Below are 18,350 nucleotides of genomic sequence, written 5' to 3' on the forward strand. Positions count from 1 at the left end.
AACCACTAGGGCTGGCTGATCCGAACCACACTCCCTGCAGTGAGCATCGACTGTTGATCGATGAAGAGGGCGTCAAAGCTTTCGCTTTCGTTGGTATCCCCTTTTGGGTTACTCAATGCCCGATGGTTTTGCTTCGTTTGCCATGCTCCGCCGCTCTTCGTCATTAGGCCAAGGATCCCAACGTTCATCAAACGCGATCCACAGGGCCCGTGCGTAACGGAAAAACCATAGAGGAAACAGGAGACCTAGGCCACTCAAAACCCACAGCAATTGACTACCCGTCAGAGACTTGCTCAGGAAGAGCCCGAAGTACAGCACAACGATCAAAAAGGCTGTCACACCATAGTTGATATAGATCGACCCCAGTAGGTACCCCGGCGCCCGATCAAATTTACGCCCACAGGCCGGGCAAGGATCAACCATGGTGATCCAGTTGCGAAACATCTTGTGTTGTCCGCATGCCGGGCATTTGAGCCGCAAGGCACGCCCCACACAAGTGCCTAAAGTGGGTGGCGATGGTTCACCAGAATCGGCTTCATTCATAGGTCAATGGTAACTTTTGCGTTGAGGTCTTGGAGGACTCACTCCATGGGACCAAGGATACTTCTTGCGAAGGGATCAGCAACTCGCTACTTTCTGTAAATGCAAAAAATCGCACGAATGTTCCAATTCGCAGCCCTGGTTATTCCCCCACTGGCGATGGCTGCCCAACTGGCTGAGCAAATCTCAACCGGCAAGATGTTGCAATTTCTCTTGCTTTCGGTAGGCCTGTTTGTGCTGGGCTATACCCTGCAGCAGTACCGTGGTTAGGAATGCTTCCAGCCTACCACCCCTTCTGGGCGTCTTCATCGAGGCGTTGTTCCTTCCTAATAGGATGGGGGAGGGGGGCACTGACCTTGAGGTGAGACTTAGAAAGGTCCACCAGCAAGTCGTGGGCTTCATCCAATCGTATTTTGCGATTTTCGTCCAATCGCTGTACGACGGGCTCGGTGTAGTTCCCCTGCCCCCGCCTAATAACACGTGCTTCAGTCCCGTCGCTCAATGTGACATGGCTGCCGATGGGAAAGAGTGAGACCACTTCAAGCAGCGATTTAACAATCTCGGAACTGACTCTCTTGAGTCGTACCTGACTCAAGAGGTAGGTCATCACATCATAGGGGATATAAGCAGGGCGCCCCCAAGTCTCTTCTGTCAGGGAGACGTACGTGTCTGCCACGTGGACAATCTTGGCATAGGGGTGGATTTGCTCGCTGGTTAGTCCCCGAGGATAACCGGAGCCATCGAGCCTTTCGTGAACCTGAGCTGCAGAGATTCGCACGCTGTCCGAGATGTTTTGCATCTTGCTCAGTAGATCGAACGTGTGCAAGGGATGATGGATGAGCAACTCTTGTTCCTCAAAAGTCAGTTCGGACCTCTTTTCGCGTAGTGCTTCGGGAAGCCGATGCAAACCCCAGTCATGGACGAGTCCGCATTCACCCACTTCGCGTACATGGTCTTCGTCCCAACCCATTTCAATCGCAGTGGCCATTGCCAACACAGAAGTGCGAATTGTCCGTTCGTTAAGGCCCGGATCTTGGGAAACTTCTGCAGAGGCAGCATACGCCTGATCAGAATCTCGCACGAGTTCGGAGCATGCACGCTTGGCTACCGTATTGATCGCCCGAGTATCCTGCGTAAGTCCGGCGACTGCATGGCGGATCATCGTGTCCATGAGCTTCTTGGTAGTAGCGAACTGTTGCGTTAAGAGCTCGTGTTGGTGGTGATTGTATGGCTCACACCCAATGCGAATTGATCGTTCACGAAGTGGGGGGCCTACGTTTTCAACTACTAAGGGGATCCGTGCAGCGAATTCTTCCAACTGAGGGGCGATCTGTTCACTGACATGCGTGATAGATTCCACCAGAGCTGCAAAGGTCGCTTCGCGTGCCTTTGAACCTTGCGCGGGCGACTCCGCAACCCCGGACTGAGGGGGCAAAGAGAACATTGCCGACCCGTCTTCTGGATGCAAGAACACATCAAGAATCTGCCGGTCGAGCAAGGCTTGCTTTATCGAATCAATGATTTCGGTGGATGCCGGTAAGATCATAACATCATTTTCGTCAAACACTGGGTGCCTGAGAAAGCAACCAACGCGCAGATGCTCTGTTCGTACTCGGATCGAGTCGGAAGATTTCATGAAGTCCCCACCTCAAACTGGCGAAGCAAGTGGGTCGAAACTATAGAAAAAAAGATCTTGCGGTGTAATTTCTTTCGAGCCGGTCAATCCAGAGTAACACTCTAGGTAGGTCTGGGGTAGAGCATGATCATGTTGAGTGTGAGATGAGTAGCATTAGAAATGGGGGCAGCCGCCTGATGTTCGGGTTCATCGAGTGGGAGAACATAAGATTGCATCCATCTCGGAGAGGTTGGTTTGGATTCCACTCAAGAAATCTTCGAATTGCGATCCTCTTGAGGTTGATCGGGACGGCTCCAGAAAGAGGCTATGTCCGCTGAGAAAAACTGAGTCATCACCTTGAAACTTGACTCGCCGTTTCATATATGCACCCAAAACAGGATAAAACACCTGCATCATTACGCCATAACTCGTTTCGCAGAAGCAAGTTGAGGCACTTTGACGGCTACCATCCTGTCTTGACCGCCCCCTAGAATCGCAATAAACTTTTCGTTACGAAAATTTTGCGCAAACTCCGCTAACTTCCTTGAGGCTGGGTCCGCTGAAGGTGTGCCAATTCTGAGTCTTTAATAGCGATTGTTTGGCTAGATGGATCCAAATAGGGACGGCAACAACTCGGACTCCTTGCTTCGAGTTTTTGGTCCTATTGGCACAGCACGGATGTTTGCGCATCGGGTCAACATGCGTCGCTGCGATTGGAAACTGAGCAGGTAAACTTGCGGTTTGACTTCTGCATGCGACTTTTTAGGTGAACGATGGAACTACTGGAAAGAATTTGGGAAATACTCAGCGGGGTTGGGAACGGCATCTTGGGCCGCTTCGAACGCGCTATCACTGCCTTATTTGGGTCGGCCAATGCCCGTTACCTAAAGCATACGAACTCCCGTGTGGCAGCGATCTCTGCACTTGAACCAATCTATCAGGCACTCTCTGATGATGAGTTGCGCGGTAAGACCGAGGAGTTTCGTAAGCGTATCACGGCTGGTGAGACGCTCGATGACTTGCTCGTCGAGGCCTTTGCTGCTTGTCGCGAGGCAGGTCGTCGCTTCTTGACAATGCGGCACTACGACGTGCAGCTAATTGGAGGGATCATTCTGCACGAAGGAAACATTGCCGAAATGGTCACCGGCGAAGGAAAGACACTCGTCGCAACTCTTCCTGCCTATCTCAATGCGATTGAAGGCAAGGGAGTCCACATTGTTACGGTCAACGATTATCTGGCTCGTCGTGACATGGAGTGGATGGCACCCATTTACAAAGGCCTGGGACTGACGGTCGATGCGATCTGGTCTGGAATGGATCCGAATGAGCGTCAGGAGGCTTATGCCTGCGACATCACCTACGGCACCAATAACGAATTTGGGTTCGACTATCTGCGCGACAACATGAAACACGCTGCACGTGGCGATGATCGCTACTCAAAGCATCAGCAGCAGGCCCAGGGAACGCTTAACTATGCCATTGTCGATGAAGTAGATAACATCCTCATTGACGAGGCCCGTACTCCGCTAATTATCTCTGGTCCAGCACAAGATGATATTACTAAGTACATGAAGGCCGACAAGATTGCTCGGCAACTAAAGCCCAACTTGCATTTTGAAGTCAAGGAAAAAGAACATTCAGCGCACCTTACGGATGAAGGGGTGCGCGAAGCAGAGCGACTCGCTGGGGTAGAAAGCTTCTACACGGCGGGAAATATGCAGTGGCCCCATCTGATCGACAATGCTCTCAAGGCCCACAACTTATACAAGCTCGATGTCAGTTATGTCGTTCAGCAGGGCCGAGTGATCATCGTCGATGAGTTCACAGGACGCCTCATGGAAGGCCGACAATGGAGTGATGGCTTGCATCAGGCCGTGGAAGCCAAGGAAGGGGTACAGATCAAGGAAGAGAATCAGACTCTGGCAACGATCACACTGCAAAACTTCTTTAAACTGTACAAGAAGATCTCTGGCATGACCGGTACGGCACTCACCGAAGCTGGCGAATTCTGGAAGATCTACAAGCTCGACGTAATTGGAGTTCCGACCAATCGGGAAATGAAGCGGATCGAACATCCCGACATGATCCTGCGTACGGAACGCGAAAAATACGGCGTCATTGCTGAGGAGATTGAAAGGCTCAATCGCTTCACGACCGTGGAACTCAAGAATGGCTCTGAGTATATCGGCAAACTGGTCGGCGAGGACGAAAACTCAGTTACTCTCGACATGCCCGAGGAGCGCCGCAAGGAAACCTTCTCGCGCGACAAGATCTCCCACATCCAGCGACCTGGTCGGCCAATTCTGGTCGGAACCGTTTCGATAGAAAAAAGCGAACGGCTCTCCAGTCTCCTCAACAAGCGTGGCATCGCCCATGAAGTGCTCAACGCCAAGCAGCACAAGCGCGAAGCGGAGATCGTTGCCCAGGCAGGCCGATTGGGGGCAGTGACAATTGCCACCAACATGGCTGGTCGTGGTACGGACATCGTCCTGGGGGGCAATCCCGAGACAATGGCGTGGGCAGAGTTGCAAGATAAGTATGCATCTCGCTTGGATGTACCCAAAGAAGAATGGCAGCAATTGGTCACCAAGATCGAACGCCGCGAAAAGATGAAAGAGCAGGGGAAAGAAGTCAAAGAAATTGGCGGCCTGCACATTGTAGGCACTGAAAGGCACGAATCGCGTCGCATCGACTTGCAGCTACGCGGTCGCTGCGGTCGGCAAGGAGATCCTGGCAGTAGCCGCTTCTTCCTGTCACTGGAAGACGATCTGATGCGGATTTTTGCGGGAGAATGGGTGAAAAACATTCTCACCCGATTGGGAATGCAAGAAGGCGAAGCGATCGAAAGCCGGATGGTTACTCGCCGCATCGAGGGAGCCCAGAAAAAAGTCGAGGAGCGGAACTTCGAAATTCGCAAGAATCTTCTTGAATACGACGAGGTGATGGATGAGCAAAGGAAGCGAGTTTACGGCTATCGCCAGCGAATTCTTGACGGTGATAATTGTCGCGAATTGATCATGGAAATGATCCGCGAGCAAATCGATGAACATTTTCAAGCGTTTCTCGATTCTGACTACGGTACTGATTCCTTCGCAGCTGCCGCGGGCAATTTACTCAACGTTCAGCTTGAAAGCCGCGATTTCCGTAATGTGAGTCCGGAAGATGCCGACCGACTAGCCCGGGACGAAGCATATCGCTTGGCCGAAACGCAAATTTTAGATGCCATTGAAGAGAATCTTCCAGAGGAGGAAGAGCCTTCAGAGTGGAACTGGGATGCCTTGGCTAAGTGGTCGAATATTCGCTGGGCAACCAATTATCGTGATCGCGATTTAAAGAAAATTGGTCGCGATCAATTGGCGGAGATCCTGATTAAGGATGCTAACGAAGCAATCGGCGAGATCGATCTTTCTGATTGTGAAAGACTCTTAGAATCAAATTATGGAGTAAAGACGGCCTGCGCCTGGTTACAAGATAAATTTGGAGTGGAACTCTCGCCAGACGAAGTGGGCAATCTCAGTTCGCAGGAGTTCATAGACTTGGCTCAAGAGCGAGCGCAGCAGTCCTATGATGAGCGCGAGTCGGAATACCCCGTGCTTGCCGGAATGTACCGCTTCGCTTCTCGCAATCAGGCCGGCCAGCGCGGCTTGCAAAGGGAGGAATTGGTTGAATGGGCAAAGCGTCGCTTCTCTGCCGATTTGTCTCTGGACGATCTTAAATCAAAGCAACGCGAAGAGATTCGCAGCATGCTGGTTGAATATAGCCGCCAAATGAATGTGGCTGCAAACAAGGTCGCATCCGAAGCTCAGCAGCGGGTCGAAGCCTTGTTCACTGAGTCAGGACGAGCCGTTACCTTGGGACAGGTTACTGGGAACAATGGTAAGCTCAACGACTTGAGTGAGTGGCTTGCTAATTCATGCAATTCGACGCTCACAAGCGAAGAACTTGCCAAGCTCGATTACGACGCAGCCCGGCGACGTGTGGCTCAATTGGTGGAAGATCGCTATCGCCCCGAAATGCGACGAATGGAAAGAGCAGTCCTCCTGCAGATTCTTGATCAAAGTTGGAAAGAGCATTTATTGAGCATGGATCACCTGCGCTCGAGCGTCGGCCTACGTGGCTATGCTCAGATCGACCCCAAGGTCGAGTACAAACGCGAAGGAATGCGGATGTTCGAGGTGATGTGGAGCAGTGTGGCTAACTATGTCACAAACCTGATCTTCAAGATGGAGCAACTGGACGAAGGTTTTGTTGGCAGTACGTGGGTCGAGTCGGCGGCAATTCACGAATCTGCCCCGACTACATCGGATATCGCTGAACAACAACAGGCTGCGATCGAGGGAACCGATACCAAGCAGAAGCTTGAGCCGATTCGCAATCGGCAAGAAAAGATTGGCCGCAATCAGCCCTGCCCCTGCGGAAGTGGGAAAAAGCACAAAAATTGCTGCGGTCGAAGTTAGGACCCATTCGAAGCAGAGGGAAAGGATTCCCGTGTCGCGTATTCAAAAATGGCTGCTCAATGCCGCTTATCTAGGCGCGATCACGTTCGCTCTGCCGTGGATACTCTGGTCGGCTTGGCGGCACGGCAAATATCGTGAAGGCTTTTCCGAAAAATTCTGGGGGAATGTTCCGCAGCGAACCAGTAATCGACCTTGTATCTGGCTGCATGCGGTTAGTGTTGGCGAAGTGAATCTGCTCTCAACTATGATTTGTGAGATCGCCAACAAACGCCCAGAGGTAGAGATCGTAATTTCTACGACAACAAAGACTGGCTACGATCTGGCTCGAAAGAAATATGCCGCTCATGCTGTGTTCTATTGCCCGCTTGATTTCAGTTGGGCCGTGAAACGAGCGATATTAAGAATTCGCCCTGATCTGCTCGTGCTTGCTGAGTTGGAATTGTGGCCACAGCTCATATCGATGGCAAAAGAGCAGGGGGTGCGAGTAGCAATCATTAATGGTCGCTTAAGCGACAAGAGTCTGCGTGGATACCTAAGGGTGCGTCATTTGATTTCACGTATTTTCGCAAGAGTAGATCTCATTGCCGCACAAAATAAAGAAACGGCAGAGCGGTTTCGGCGATTAGGAGCATGTTGCTCGGCAGTGCAAGTATCTGGTTCGCTCAAGTTTGATGGGGCTCTTATTGATCGTGCTAACGCACGTTCCATTGAACTTCACAAGTTAGCAGGCTTTACTGAAAACGATTTGGTGCTCTTAGCCGGCAGTACGCAAGACCCTGAGGAAGCAATCGTGATTCGTGTCTATCGCCATCTGAAAAACGAATTCCCTAGATTGCGATTGGTACTTGTGCCTCGCCATCCGCAGCGGTTCGACGAGGTGGCCGCGTTGCTCAAACATTCTGGCTTGCCGTGGATTTGCCGCTCGAAACTTGATGACGCCGGATTGCAGAGGTCGCATTCCGAAATCATCCTCGTTGACACGATTGGCGAATTAGGAGCATGGTGGGGATTGGCTGATTTCGGTTTTGTTGGTGGCAGTTTCGGCAACCGCGGCGGGCAGAACATGATTGAGCCAGCGGCCTTTGGGGTAGCGACTTGTTTTGGTCCGAATACTTGGAACTTTCGAGATATTGTTTCGCAGCTAATTGGCGCTGAGGGCGCCGTAGTTGTCGAGAATGAACAGCAATTGGAAAAGTTTGTGCGACGTGCTTTGGAACAACCGGCATGGGCAACGGGAATTGGCGAGCGAGCTCAGAGCTTGGTTCTTGCTCAGCAAGGCGCCACTGAGAGAACCATCCAGTTGCTTATGCCACTAGTTGAGGAATTTGGTGCTAAGCGGAATGCGGCGTAAAGTAGCTTCTCTAGCGATAGATCAAGAACTTCCTTCGACGCTTCTTGAACTCATTTAGCGTAGGAGCGACGAGTTCTTGGAGTTGCGAACTGGTGGTGCCGTTTTCGATGGCCTCGAAAACCTGCTCGTTGGCCAAGAGCCGAATGTACTTTGTCATGTCCCAGTCTTGGGGAAAAAGCTCTCTGAGTGCCAATGCAACTGCTAATCCAGTTTGTACTGGCCGAAAGTCCCGGCGATCGACAACGATAATATTGATTCCTTGGCATGGTTCATTTGCAAACTTGCTTTCACTTGGCGTAAAGCGAATCGGCACAAAGGTGACTCCCGGTAATGCTTGCTGATTGAGGTGCCGAGCTAATTGCGAGCCATTGATCCAAGGTGCACCAATCACCTCAAAAGGTGTATCAGTGCCTCGCCCTACGGAGACATTGGTGGTCTCCAGCAATCCAATGCCGGGATAGATCACTGCCTGGGTAAGACTTCGCATGTTCGGCGACGGATTCGTCCAAACCAGGCCAGTTTGATCCCAGTACTGGCCGCGATACCAATGCTCCAATTCAACGATTTGTAGATCGACTTGGAGTTCATTTTCGGCGACGAACATTCGCGCGAGTTCACCAATGGTCATGCCATGCCGCACAGGTATGGCGTGATGACCTACAAATGATTTCTTGTCTGAATCGAGCACTGGCCCTTCTACCAACTCGCCACCCAGCGGATTGGGACGGTCGAGTACAATGAACCTGAGGTCGTGTTCGGCAGCGGATTCGAGGGCTAAACCCATAGTCGACACATAAGTGTAAAATCGCGTACCAATGTCTTGAATATCGAACACCAGCGTATCAATACCCTCTAGTTGACTAGGCTCTGGCTTGCGAGTTTCTCCGTATAGGCTGTGAACAGGGAGTCCTGTCGCTTCGTCGCGAGTGTCGGAGACATTGGGAACATCGAGTTTTCCCTGCAAGCCATGCTCGGGACTAAAGATGGATATAAGTTCTACCCCTGGTGTGGCGTGTAATATATCGATGGTTCGTTGACCCTTGCTGTTGAGTCCTGTGTGGTTGGTGATCAGGCCCACACGTCTCCCTCTCAGTGAAGCGAATTGGTCCCTTTCCAGAACATCAACTCCCAGCAGAGTATCTTGGGTATCTTTTTCGATGAGCTTTATTCCACCCTCTTCACGTAAGCACTCATTCGACGTAATTGCCGCAGCGGCGATGGTACCAATGCGACCCGCAAGTGGATTGACATTGCCAACACCATCAGGATGCAGTCTGCTTGAGAGAAAAATTACGAACAGATCGAGCTGGGGATCTATCCACATGGCTGTGCCTGTGAAGCCTCCATGCCCTACGGCTTTGCGGCTGAATAACTCCCCGCGATTTGTGGAATACTTGCTCAGGCTATCCCAACCTAAACCTCGCTCGTTGCCATCGATAATCCGAGGTCGGCTCATCTCGCCAATAGTCAGAGAACCAAGTAATTGAGAATCGTCTTTTGTGCCACATGCTAGAAACATGTGAGCGTATTTGGCTAAATCATCGGCCGTCGAAAACAAACCCGCATGACCAGCAACGCCGCCTAGTAGCGCTGCACGTGGATCATGTACTTCGCCGCGCAGCCACTTGCCATCGCGTTGCTCCGTGGTTGCAGCACGAGCTTGTAATTCCGCAGGAGGCAAATAGCCGGTGTCTTGCATGTCAAGCGGCTGAAAAACATTCTCAGCCGCAAATGTGGCGACATCTTGTCCTGTGACGCGTTCGATGACTTGACCAAGAACCAAGAATCCAACATCCGTATAGGCAAACTTAGTTCCGACAGGATTCGTAGGCGTGAGTTTCCAAATATTGTTCCACGCTTCCTCGGGACCATGTTCGTAGTCTGCCAAGGGGTTGTCGGGAATGAGCCCTCCCTGATGGGTGAGCAGGTGTTCGATTGTAATGGGATCCTTACCCTTTTGAGCGAATTCAGGTATGTAAGTCGCCACAGGTTCCCGTAGTCGCACCTGGCCGCGCTCTACCAATTGCATGATGCTCGTTGCCGTGGCAAGCGGCTTAGTCAGAGAGGCCATGTCAAATACCGTATCGATCGTCATCTCTTCTCTCGAGGGTTCAAGCTGACGATGTCCATAGGCTCGTGCGAACGCGATTCCGTCACGACGTCCGATCATCACGACGCAGCCAGGCAGGTTGCCTTTTCCGATCTCGGCGGCGACGAGCCCATCAATTAGTTCGAGCTGACTTGCGTTCATTCCAAGTTCTGCTGGTTGCATTCTTGGAAGACCAGATGTACTGCTTTCCGCCAGGCTCCACGGGCCTGAAACCGTGAAGAGAATCATCAGGCAGTATGCCAGGAATTTTGGACTCGGATTGGTCATCATGAATACTCCTGTTTGGAATCACCGTTGAGAGGGTCGTTTATGCAGTAACTTGTAAGGAATCCTGATAGAAGAGTAATCAATGCTCCGGTGCCTGCGTACCACGCCCAATATAAATCAGTCGTCAAGGCAATAGCTGTTATTGAACCAACACCTATGCAAAAACCGGTCAACGCGGCACGTTGTCGCACTCGTTTGGTCAATACTGCTAACAAATACAACCCCAAGAGCGGACCTAGGGCAAAACTTGCAATGCTAAGTACACTGTTGACTGTACTTTCTGTGGCTCCAAAGTGATAGGAAGCAATGGCAATGCCAATCTGCAGGAGTCCGAATCCCACGGTGGCAATTCGACTTACAAATAGTTGACGGGAAGGAGAAAGTTCCTGCCTCGTGAGCGGTAGATAGATGTCCTGAACAAGCACGGTTGCCGAAGAGTTGAGAGAGCTTGAAAGTGTCGACATAGCTGCCGCAAAGACGGCTGACAGAGTAAGTCCTACTAAGCCGTGGCCCAGGTAGTTGACGATAAAGTGTGCGAACACTTTATCTCCATCGCTCGCGCCGAACGGTACATCAGGGGGATACTCTCGGTAAAAACAAGCGAGGGCAACACCGATGAAGAGAAACAACGCGAATTGGCAGCAAACGATCAGGCCGCTAAGCCCTAACGCCCAACTTGCCGAGCGCTGACTTCGGGAGGTCAGGTAACGCTGTACCATTAATTGGTCGGTGCCGTGAGTCGCTGCTGTCAGAAAAACACCGCCTATCAATCCCGACCAAAATGTCATTGTGGGTTTGGTGAGGCTCAGGTCAAAATCGAAAATGTGAAACTTCTGAAATTCTTCGCCGAACTGGGTGAATTGCTCCCAGCCACCGGGAAGTCGAGTGATCATTAGCCACAAGGCAGCAACGGCACCCAAAATATAGATGAAGAACTGGAGACAATCATTCCAAACAACAGATTTGACCCCACCTAGAAAGGTGTAGATGATTGTCACGAGGCCCAGCAACACGATGCAACTGGATAAATCCAGCCCTAATACCTGTTGAAGAGCGAGGGCTGTCAAATACAACCGCAAGGCATCACTCAAATTGCGTGTGACCAGGAACAAAGCCGATGTCACTCGCCGAGAAGAGACACCAAATCTTTGCTGAAGGACCTCGTAGGCCGTGAAGATTTGGCCTTCGAAGTATCGTGGTAGCAGTATCCAGATTACGAGGAATCTGCCAACGATATAACCAAAAGTGATCTGCAAGAATCGCATGTCTCCACCCTTGGCAAAGGTGAATCCAGGGATGCTGAGAAAGGTAACGGTGCTGGTTTCCGTAGCTACGATTGACAAGAGCACTGCCCAAGTCGGAAGGGAGCGGTTTCCCAGGAAGTAATCGACGGTGCTTTTCTGGCCACGTCCTACCCACAGTCCCAAAAGGATAGCTGCGGCAAGATAACCGATGACGATTGCCGCATCAATTGGATGAATGGAAAGGTTCAAGAGATATTTACCAGCTAACAGATTGTCACAGGAATACGGTAGAGGGCATGAATCCAGGGAAGAGAAGATTTAGACCCTGCCTCAGATTGCTTAATTATGAACCAAAGAGAGGCCTACGGAAAGGCAATCGAACTCAGGAAGGAACCAAGGAGAATTGTACTACACTGCTCACTTGTAAAAGGGAAAGTGGTGATTCGTCAGGAATGGATGGAGCATAGCAAAGCGCATTGTTTTCGCCTTTTCGCGCACTCAAGCTATAATAGTTCGCACTTGTTGATTAGAATTGGGGGAATGTTAGAGCATCTCACTACAGAGGCCAGTAATCCGGCATCGGAATTTCTCGATAGCTTGAATCCTCGAGAAATTGTCGAGTTGATCAATTCCGAAGATGCCAAGATCGCCCACGCCGTCGGCGAGCAGGCGGACGCAATTGCCCAGGCGATCGAGGTTATTGCAGATCGTCTGCGTAGCGGAGGGCGTTTGATATATATCGGTGCCGGAACTTCTGGACGTTTGGGGATTCTGGATGCGGCGGAATGTCCTCCGACTTTCAATTCAAACCCTTCCCAAGTCCTGGGAATCATTGCCGGTGGGCCTGGCGCAATGCTCAAGGCTGTCGAGGGTGCTGAGGATTCGCCAGATTTAGCGGCGCTGGACTTGAAAGACATTGATCTCTGTGACCAAGACGTGGTCGTGGGCATTGCTTCCAGCGGTCGCACACCTTACGTCGCTGGAGCCTTGGATTATGCGCGCGGCGTCGGTGCCTACGCGATTGGTCTTAGTTGCAATCGCGACTCGGTAATCAGCACCTGTGCCGACCATAGCATCGTCCTGGTGGTGGGGCCCGAAATCCTCAGCGGGTCCACCCGGATGAAGGCGGGTACTGCTACCAAAATGGTGCTCAACATGCTTTCGACCGGGGCCATGGTGAGACTCGGAAAAACCTATGGCAATCTCATGGTCGATCTTCAAGCCACTAACACCAAGCTAGTTGAGCGCAGTAAGCGGATCTTGTCTCGATTGACCGGCATTACTTCAGACGAAGCCGCGAGGCTGCTTGAGCAATGCAGTGGAGAACTCAAAGTCGCCATAGTTTCCCAGCGATTGGCTTTGAATCCCGAACAGGCGCGCCAGCGATTAGAATCGAACCAAGGGCATCTACGGCAAGCCTTAGAAAATGGTAGCGCCTGACACTTCCAGGATAGAACGTGCTCATGTCTGCGGCAAAGCAATTGATTCTCGGAATTGACGGGGGAGGAACGAAGACGGTTGCTTGTTTGGCTCAAATTAGTCTTGATGGCGAGCAGACAATCCTGGGACGGGGAAACTCGGGATCCTCGAATTTGAAAGCCGTTGGCCCTGAGAAAGCTCTTCAGAATTTACTCCAAGCCCTTCAGCAGGCTTGGTCTGCCACTGACTTAGCACCAGAACCTGTTTCACTAGCGGTGCTGGGAATGTCGGGTGCCGGTCGACCGGAAGCACAAGTCCTCATGCAGCAGTGGAATATGGAATACTCAATCTCGCAGCGATTTATGCTCGTCCATGACGCATTGCCGGTACTCGCGGCTGGCACTCCTCAGGGACATGGCGTGGCCCTTATTGCGGGGACCGGCTCAGTGGCCTTTGCCGCAGATCAAGACAGCAACACAGCTGTAGCAGGTGGATGGGGTTATTGGTTTGGCGATGAAGGGGGTGCCTACTGGTTGGGCCAAGCTGCTTTGCGAGCAGTTTCCCAAGCAGACGACGGGCGCATTTTGCCGACTAGACTTACTAAAGCGATCCTTGATCGTATGGCACTTTCAGAACCGCGAGAGATGCTGACTGCCCTTTCTCAGAGAGGCGATGTGCGGTCCGAGATTGCGGGGCTGGCCGATCTGGTAACAGAAGCGGCTGATCAACAGGACCTCATCGCCTTGCAGATCTTGGACCAAGCTGCTGAGCAATTGGCGGGATTGGTCGTCGCGGCAACCCAAAAACTCGCACTCGGCAACACCTTTTCGTTGGCTATGGCAGGCGGCGTGCTCTGCGGAAGTCAATTACTTCGTGACACGTTGCTTAAGAAGTTGGCTCTCAAAGACGTGCTACCCGACAAGATAGAAATGGTCACCGACCCTGTGCAGGGGTGCCTTAAGCTCGCTCGGCGCGAATTGGCTACCAACAGCAGAGAGCAGTGCCAGAGTTAGTCGTTTCACTGGAAACGAACGGTCACTCCACCGCTGACCGACTTCTCGCAACCGGTTGTCGCAGGGATCGTAAGCGGCAAATTCTCCAAATGCCGGACTGCGAGCCAGGCAAAGCACTCCGCTTCGAGGAAGTCTGGATTGAGACCTCGTTCACTTATATTGCGAACATCTTTGAATCGCTCTCTTAACATACTCATGATTACAGGGTGATGCACTCCTCCCCCTGTAACCCAAACTTGCTTGGGCATGGCAGGCAGGTTTTGAACAGCCCGATAAACAGATTCGGCCGTAACCGCACACAACGTTGCCGCACCATCTTCGACGCTTAGCCGAGAAACATCGACGAAGTCGAAGTCATAGCGGTCTGCTGATTTAGGAAGCGGGCGTGAGAAGTAGTTCCTTGAAAGAGCGGATACCAGGATATCGCTATCCACTTGGCCAGCAGAGGCGAGTATTCCATCTCGGTCGTAAGGTAGGTTCGCCATTTCCTGTGCCCATTTGTCAAGCAAGCCGCATCCAGGCCCCGTATCACCGGCGATGATATGCTCATGCTGCCCCAACCAAGTGACGTTGGCCACTCCTCCTAGATTAAGCACTAAGACAGGTTGTGTTTCCTTGGCAAACAGAGTTTGATGAAAGAGTGGCACCAACGGAGCACCCTGTCCACCTGCGGCTACGTCACAGCGGCGAAAATCGGTGACTACGGGTATTCCAAACGCCTTGGCTAGGATCCATGGATTGCCGATCTGCATGGTTAGCTGTTCATCTGGAATATGACGAACGGTATGACCATGAAACCCCAAGACAGCAACTTCTGAACGTAGCTCAGGCTGCTTCTCTAAAAGCAGTCGGAGCGCTGCAACATGGTGATTGGAAAGTTCTTTTTCTAAGCGAAGCAAACTACTCAAAGGAACTTCTTGCTGAGAAGCTTCCATTAAACGCGAGCTAAGGTCCTCTTCATAGGGAAGTGTCAAGCCACTCAACGCGGTGACGTTTAATTTCCCGTCGGTATCAAGAACAGCGACATCGACTCCATCACAAGAAGTACCGCTCATAAATCCGACTGCAAAGGTATGCATATCTATTTATCACTTGAATAGAATTTGTCGCTCATTTCGGATAGCTCAAGTAGTGAAACGAGTCGATTCGGGTTGCACAAACTTGGCTACGACTTCGAGGCAGGATCGACTCCGTTTACCCAAGGGCCTTCTAATCTCTGATAGTCTTTAGGGATGAGTTTGCTTCCAGTCTCGCCCGCTGACCAACCCGGCACATGGTGGGCGGACGCCCGCTGGGCGGACATCGATTCCCAGTTCGATGCCCACTCGGAGTTTCCATCAGAAATTTTCATGGTCTTTGGATCGAAGTGGAAAATTTTCCCCTGGCGATAGCTCTCTGATCCCAGCTTAACAATTACCATGGCCGACGCCCCCATCTCGGGATCGCACTTTACAGCTACTGGGTCTCCCTCCCTTGCCGCCTCGCAGAAGTTCTTGAAGTGGGCAAAGGTTGTATCTTCGGGCACGGAGACTTCGATCCGCTCACTCTTAATACTACTATCATGAGTTACCTGGGGACGCTCAGCTACAAAGTCATAACCTGCAAAGACTTCGCCCGATCCGAATACAAAGGAACCATGGTGTCCCCGAATAGTCTGATTCAAAGGGGTTTCCTGGCAGGCCATCGTGGCAGTGACAAAACCCTGTACTCCTTCGTGAAAATCAGCAACGACCGTTGCTACATCAGGAACGTTGCGTTCGTCATATTCCAGGAATATTCCCCCGGCTCCCGTAACGCGGCCAGGAAAACGGAGTCCTGTGGCAGCCAGCATGGAAGTGGTACGATGCACAAACAGATCGGTAAACAATCCAGAGCCGAAGGGCCAGTAGCAACGCCACTGCCCGAATTTGGCCCGGTCGAAAGGCATGTCGGGGGCCAATCCAAAGTCGGTACCCAAGAACATCTTCCAATCGACGTTCTTCGGAGTCATGTCCTCGGTGAGTTCGTAATAGCGCCACTGCCCCATATCAGAGTTGCGGAAAATCTCGGTTTGGTATTGCACAACCTTGCCAAGCTGACCCTCACAGATGCGGCGACGAGCATCTTCCCACACTGGCAATTGAGTGGACTGGACCCCCACCTGCATCACGAGGCCCGATTTCTTCCAGGTTTTGTAAACTTCGAGTGCTTCCTCCACCGTATGGGTCATGGGTTTTTCGCAATAAACATGCTTGCCGGCTGCGAGTGCATCCAGTGTTTGTTTTGCATGCCAATGGTCTGGCGTGGCAATGCAAACGGCATCGATCGTCTTGTCGTTGATAATGTCTCGATAGTCAGCCGTGACGGTCGGCTTCTTTTTGGTGGCGTCAGTGACTTTCTGCACGGCCCGATCACGGTAACGGTTGAACACATCGCATACGGCGGCAATCTCCACAGTGCCGTCTTCGTTTTGTAATCGTGCCGCTGAATCGAGATGTTGCTGACATCGTCCTCCCACACCGATGAAGCCGATTCGTAGCCGATCATTGGCTGATGGCGAGTTGGATGTAGCCGAGACACGCGTAACTTGCGCAGCAGCCAGTGCCGCAGAAGCGGTGGACACCGTAATAAACTTGCGACGGGATACATCAGAAAATAGGTTATTCATATGGGAATTCGCTTTCTGAAGAATTCTGATTTGAAATGTCGTATCTGTATTAGCCAGCCAAGAATAATCACACTTAGAATAGCATTGGCAGACGGTTCTGGAATGCTGTGCTGGCTAACGGCTCCATTAGCTTGGAACCAACCGTAATTCAGTTGCCAGCGGGCAAGGTCTAAGGCATCGACTTTGCCATCGGCGTTGGCGTCTCCATCCATAGCTGTAGCACCTGAAGTTAAACCTTTACCTCGTTGCCAGAGAATGAAATCGCTGGCGTCTACATCAAAGTCCCCATCGAAATCACCGAGGAATGAAGTTGCCGTACGGCGATCGACAAGCAACTCAACTTGTGTGGCACCCGGCACCTGAATTAGCTGTGATCCGGCATTTAATTCTGCGACGTTGAACTCTGTCCAGAAGCTGCCGATTTTGGCGACGATTCGATAGCGATCTGCGTTGGTTACTTTTACGTCCCACAGGCCGCTCCCAAGACTGCTGGCCACCAACGGTGCGGGGCGATGGTCGGCGGAGAAATTGGGGTTTTGAGCCTGTCCTTGACCGGCGACGTCGTAGAAAGAGGTCAATTGGCTTTCGTAGATATCAAGAACACCGCTAGAAAACCAAAGGCTGTGTCCTGCTGCACCCTCGGTACGGCTGCGCTGAATCATAGATTGCACATCATTATAAGGCGTAAGAGGAGAGGGATTGATTCGCAAGCCAAAAACAAGTTTATCAAGGTCGTTGGGTTCAAAAGGTGTGACCTGTTGATTCACAATGGAATTGAAGCTGGAAAGTGAAGATCGATACATCTGAATTGCGAATTCGTCAAAAATGCCTTGGGATTCCCACAAAGGCCAGTCTGCGTTGTAGTTTGTGGTCGAGAAGGAGGTGATTGACGGGCTGATGGAAAACTTGATTTCAGGGCGGGCCGATTTGACGGCCGAGTAAAATTCACTAGCAAACTTGGTTACCTTTTGCTGTCGCCAGGCGCTGAACTGCGAGTTAGTTGGCGATGTGGGAGCCGGATTTCCAGTTTGCGAGGTGTAGAGGTTTATTGTGGTACTATCGAAACCAAAGTTTACTGGCCAAGCCATGTGATCATCGAATTGAATTCCATCCAAATCATAGCGATTGACTGCTTCGAGAGTCATGCCGATTATGAACTGCCGCACTTCGGGGACGGCTATATTCATATAGGCGAACCCGCCGTTGGTGCTGTCGGCGTATTGTCCGGACTGATTCTTGAGAAGCCATCCGCGGTTTTTCATGTAGTTTGAGAGTGGATTATTGGGGTTACCTCCAGCACCAATGTATTGACTCATGGCACCGTACTCAAACCAGCCGTAGTACTCCATCTGATTGCGATGGGCATGAATGAGCGTTTCTTGAACCAGATCTCGCGTTGTTCCTATGGTCGGGTTGCGATCTGTCGTACCAATTAGTGCCTTGAGTGTCTGGGAAGGAAAGTTGGTGTAGCCGTTCTTCCAAGTCTCGACATAGACAGTATTTAGACCAACCGCGCGCAGGTCATGCATTGTGCCTTCGGTATTGAAACCTGTTCGGATATGATCGACACCCGTAGTTGTTAGCCAAGTACCTCGTACTTCGGGAGTTGCCGCAGGCAAAGAGTTCGTCAAGAGGCAGCATAGAAGACAAACGGCTACCTGCAGATCACGCATATTCATTGGGATAT

Annotated in this window: 12 protein-coding genes and 2 pseudogenes; 7 read left to right on the plus strand and 7 right to left on the minus strand. The window is 51.5% G+C overall.

Going from position 1 to position 18,350, the window contains the following annotated elements; translation table 11 throughout:
- Positions 1-108: 108 nt before the first annotated feature.
- Positions 109-543 (minus strand): DUF983 domain-containing protein, encoded by a 435-nt coding sequence (locus tag Pla144_RS18190; protein WP_146452133.1) that lies wholly within the window; start codon positions 541-543, stop codon positions 109-111.
- 117 nt (positions 544-660) lie between these two features.
- On the opposite strand from Pla144_RS18190, the gene Pla144_RS24720 reads away from it, so the two are divergent.
- Positions 661-810 (plus strand): hypothetical protein, encoded by a 150-nt coding sequence (locus Pla144_RS24720; protein ID WP_197530802.1) that lies wholly within the window; start codon positions 661-663, stop codon positions 808-810.
- A gap of 13 nt (positions 811-823) precedes the next feature.
- On the opposite strand, the gene Pla144_RS18195 is transcribed toward Pla144_RS24720, so the two are convergent.
- Positions 824-2,176 (minus strand): HD-GYP domain-containing protein, encoded by a 1,353-nt coding sequence (locus tag Pla144_RS18195; protein WP_146452134.1) that lies wholly within the window; start codon positions 2,174-2,176, stop codon positions 824-826.
- 752 nt (positions 2,177-2,928) lie between these two features.
- Here Pla144_RS18195 and Pla144_RS25675 point away from each other — a divergent pair.
- From Pla144_RS25675 to Pla144_RS18205, 4 genes and pseudogenes are all read left to right on the plus strand, one after another.
- Positions 2,929-4,155 (plus strand): annotated as a pseudogene (locus tag Pla144_RS25675) (preprotein translocase subunit SecA); the annotation flags it as partial.
- Between the two features lie 261 nt (positions 4,156-4,416).
- Positions 4,417-4,977, plus strand: a pseudogene (locus Pla144_RS25680) (preprotein translocase subunit SecA); the annotation flags it as partial.
- Entirely contained in the window at positions 4,978-6,612 is a 1,635-nt protein-coding gene (locus Pla144_RS25685) for an SEC-C metal-binding domain-containing protein (protein ID WP_449240218.1), read from the plus strand.
- 31 nt (positions 6,613-6,643) lie between these two features.
- On the plus strand, positions 6,644-7,963 hold the full coding sequence (locus tag Pla144_RS18205) for a 3-deoxy-D-manno-octulosonic acid transferase (RefSeq protein WP_197530803.1): 1,320 nt from the start codon (positions 6,644-6,646) through the stop codon (positions 7,961-7,963).
- A gap of 10 nt (positions 7,964-7,973) precedes the next feature.
- Here Pla144_RS18205 and Pla144_RS25175 read toward each other — a convergent pair whose 3' ends face one another.
- Together Pla144_RS25175 and Pla144_RS18215 are read right to left on the minus strand one after the other, a co-directional pair.
- Positions 7,974-10,214: an exo-beta-N-acetylmuramidase NamZ domain-containing protein gene (locus tag Pla144_RS25175; protein ID WP_231936436.1), complete on the minus strand. Its 2,241-nt coding sequence runs from the start codon at positions 10,212-10,214 to the stop codon at positions 7,974-7,976.
- A gap of 125 nt (positions 10,215-10,339) precedes the next feature.
- Positions 10,340-11,833 carry a sodium:solute symporter gene (locus Pla144_RS18215; RefSeq protein ID WP_146452138.1) on the minus strand — a complete coding sequence of 498 codons (1,494 nt, stop codon included), beginning with the start codon at positions 11,831-11,833 and terminating at the stop codon, positions 10,340-10,342.
- A gap of 291 nt (positions 11,834-12,124) precedes the next feature.
- Between Pla144_RS18215 and murQ the strand changes: the two genes are divergently transcribed.
- On the plus strand, positions 12,125-13,024 hold the full coding sequence (gene murQ / locus Pla144_RS18220; protein WP_146452139.1) for an N-acetylmuramic acid 6-phosphate etherase: 900 nt from the start codon (positions 12,125-12,127) through the stop codon (positions 13,022-13,024).
- Between the two features lie 23 nt (positions 13,025-13,047).
- The gene (locus Pla144_RS18225; protein WP_146452140.1) at positions 13,048-14,016 is read left to right on the plus strand and encodes an N-acetylglucosamine kinase; all 969 of its coding nucleotides are present in this window, start codon (positions 13,048-13,050) and stop codon (positions 14,014-14,016) included.
- 5 nt (positions 14,017-14,021) lie between these two features.
- Here Pla144_RS18225 and Pla144_RS18230 read toward each other — a convergent pair whose 3' ends face one another.
- From Pla144_RS18230 to Pla144_RS18240, 3 genes are all read right to left on the minus strand, one after another.
- Positions 14,022-15,095 carry an anhydro-N-acetylmuramic acid kinase gene (locus Pla144_RS18230; RefSeq protein ID WP_146452141.1) on the minus strand — a complete coding sequence of 358 codons (1,074 nt, stop codon included), beginning with the start codon at positions 15,093-15,095 and terminating at the stop codon, positions 14,022-14,024.
- Between the two features lie 86 nt (positions 15,096-15,181).
- Positions 15,182-16,663: a Gfo/Idh/MocA family protein gene (locus Pla144_RS18235; RefSeq protein WP_146452142.1), complete on the minus strand. Its 1,482-nt coding sequence runs from the start codon at positions 16,661-16,663 to the stop codon at positions 15,182-15,184.
- Positions 16,660-18,342: a glycoside hydrolase family 10 protein gene (locus Pla144_RS18240; RefSeq protein WP_146452143.1), complete on the minus strand. Its 1,683-nt coding sequence runs from the start codon at positions 18,340-18,342 to the stop codon at positions 16,660-16,662. The genes Pla144_RS18235 and Pla144_RS18240 overlap by 4 nt, the downstream gene beginning before the upstream one ends.
- Positions 18,343-18,350: the final 8 nt, after the last annotated feature.

This window comes from Bythopirellula polymerisocia (genome assembly GCF_007860015.1).
Taxonomy (GTDB): Bacteria; Planctomycetota; Planctomycetia; order Pirellulales; family Lacipirellulaceae; genus Bythopirellula; species Bythopirellula polymerisocia.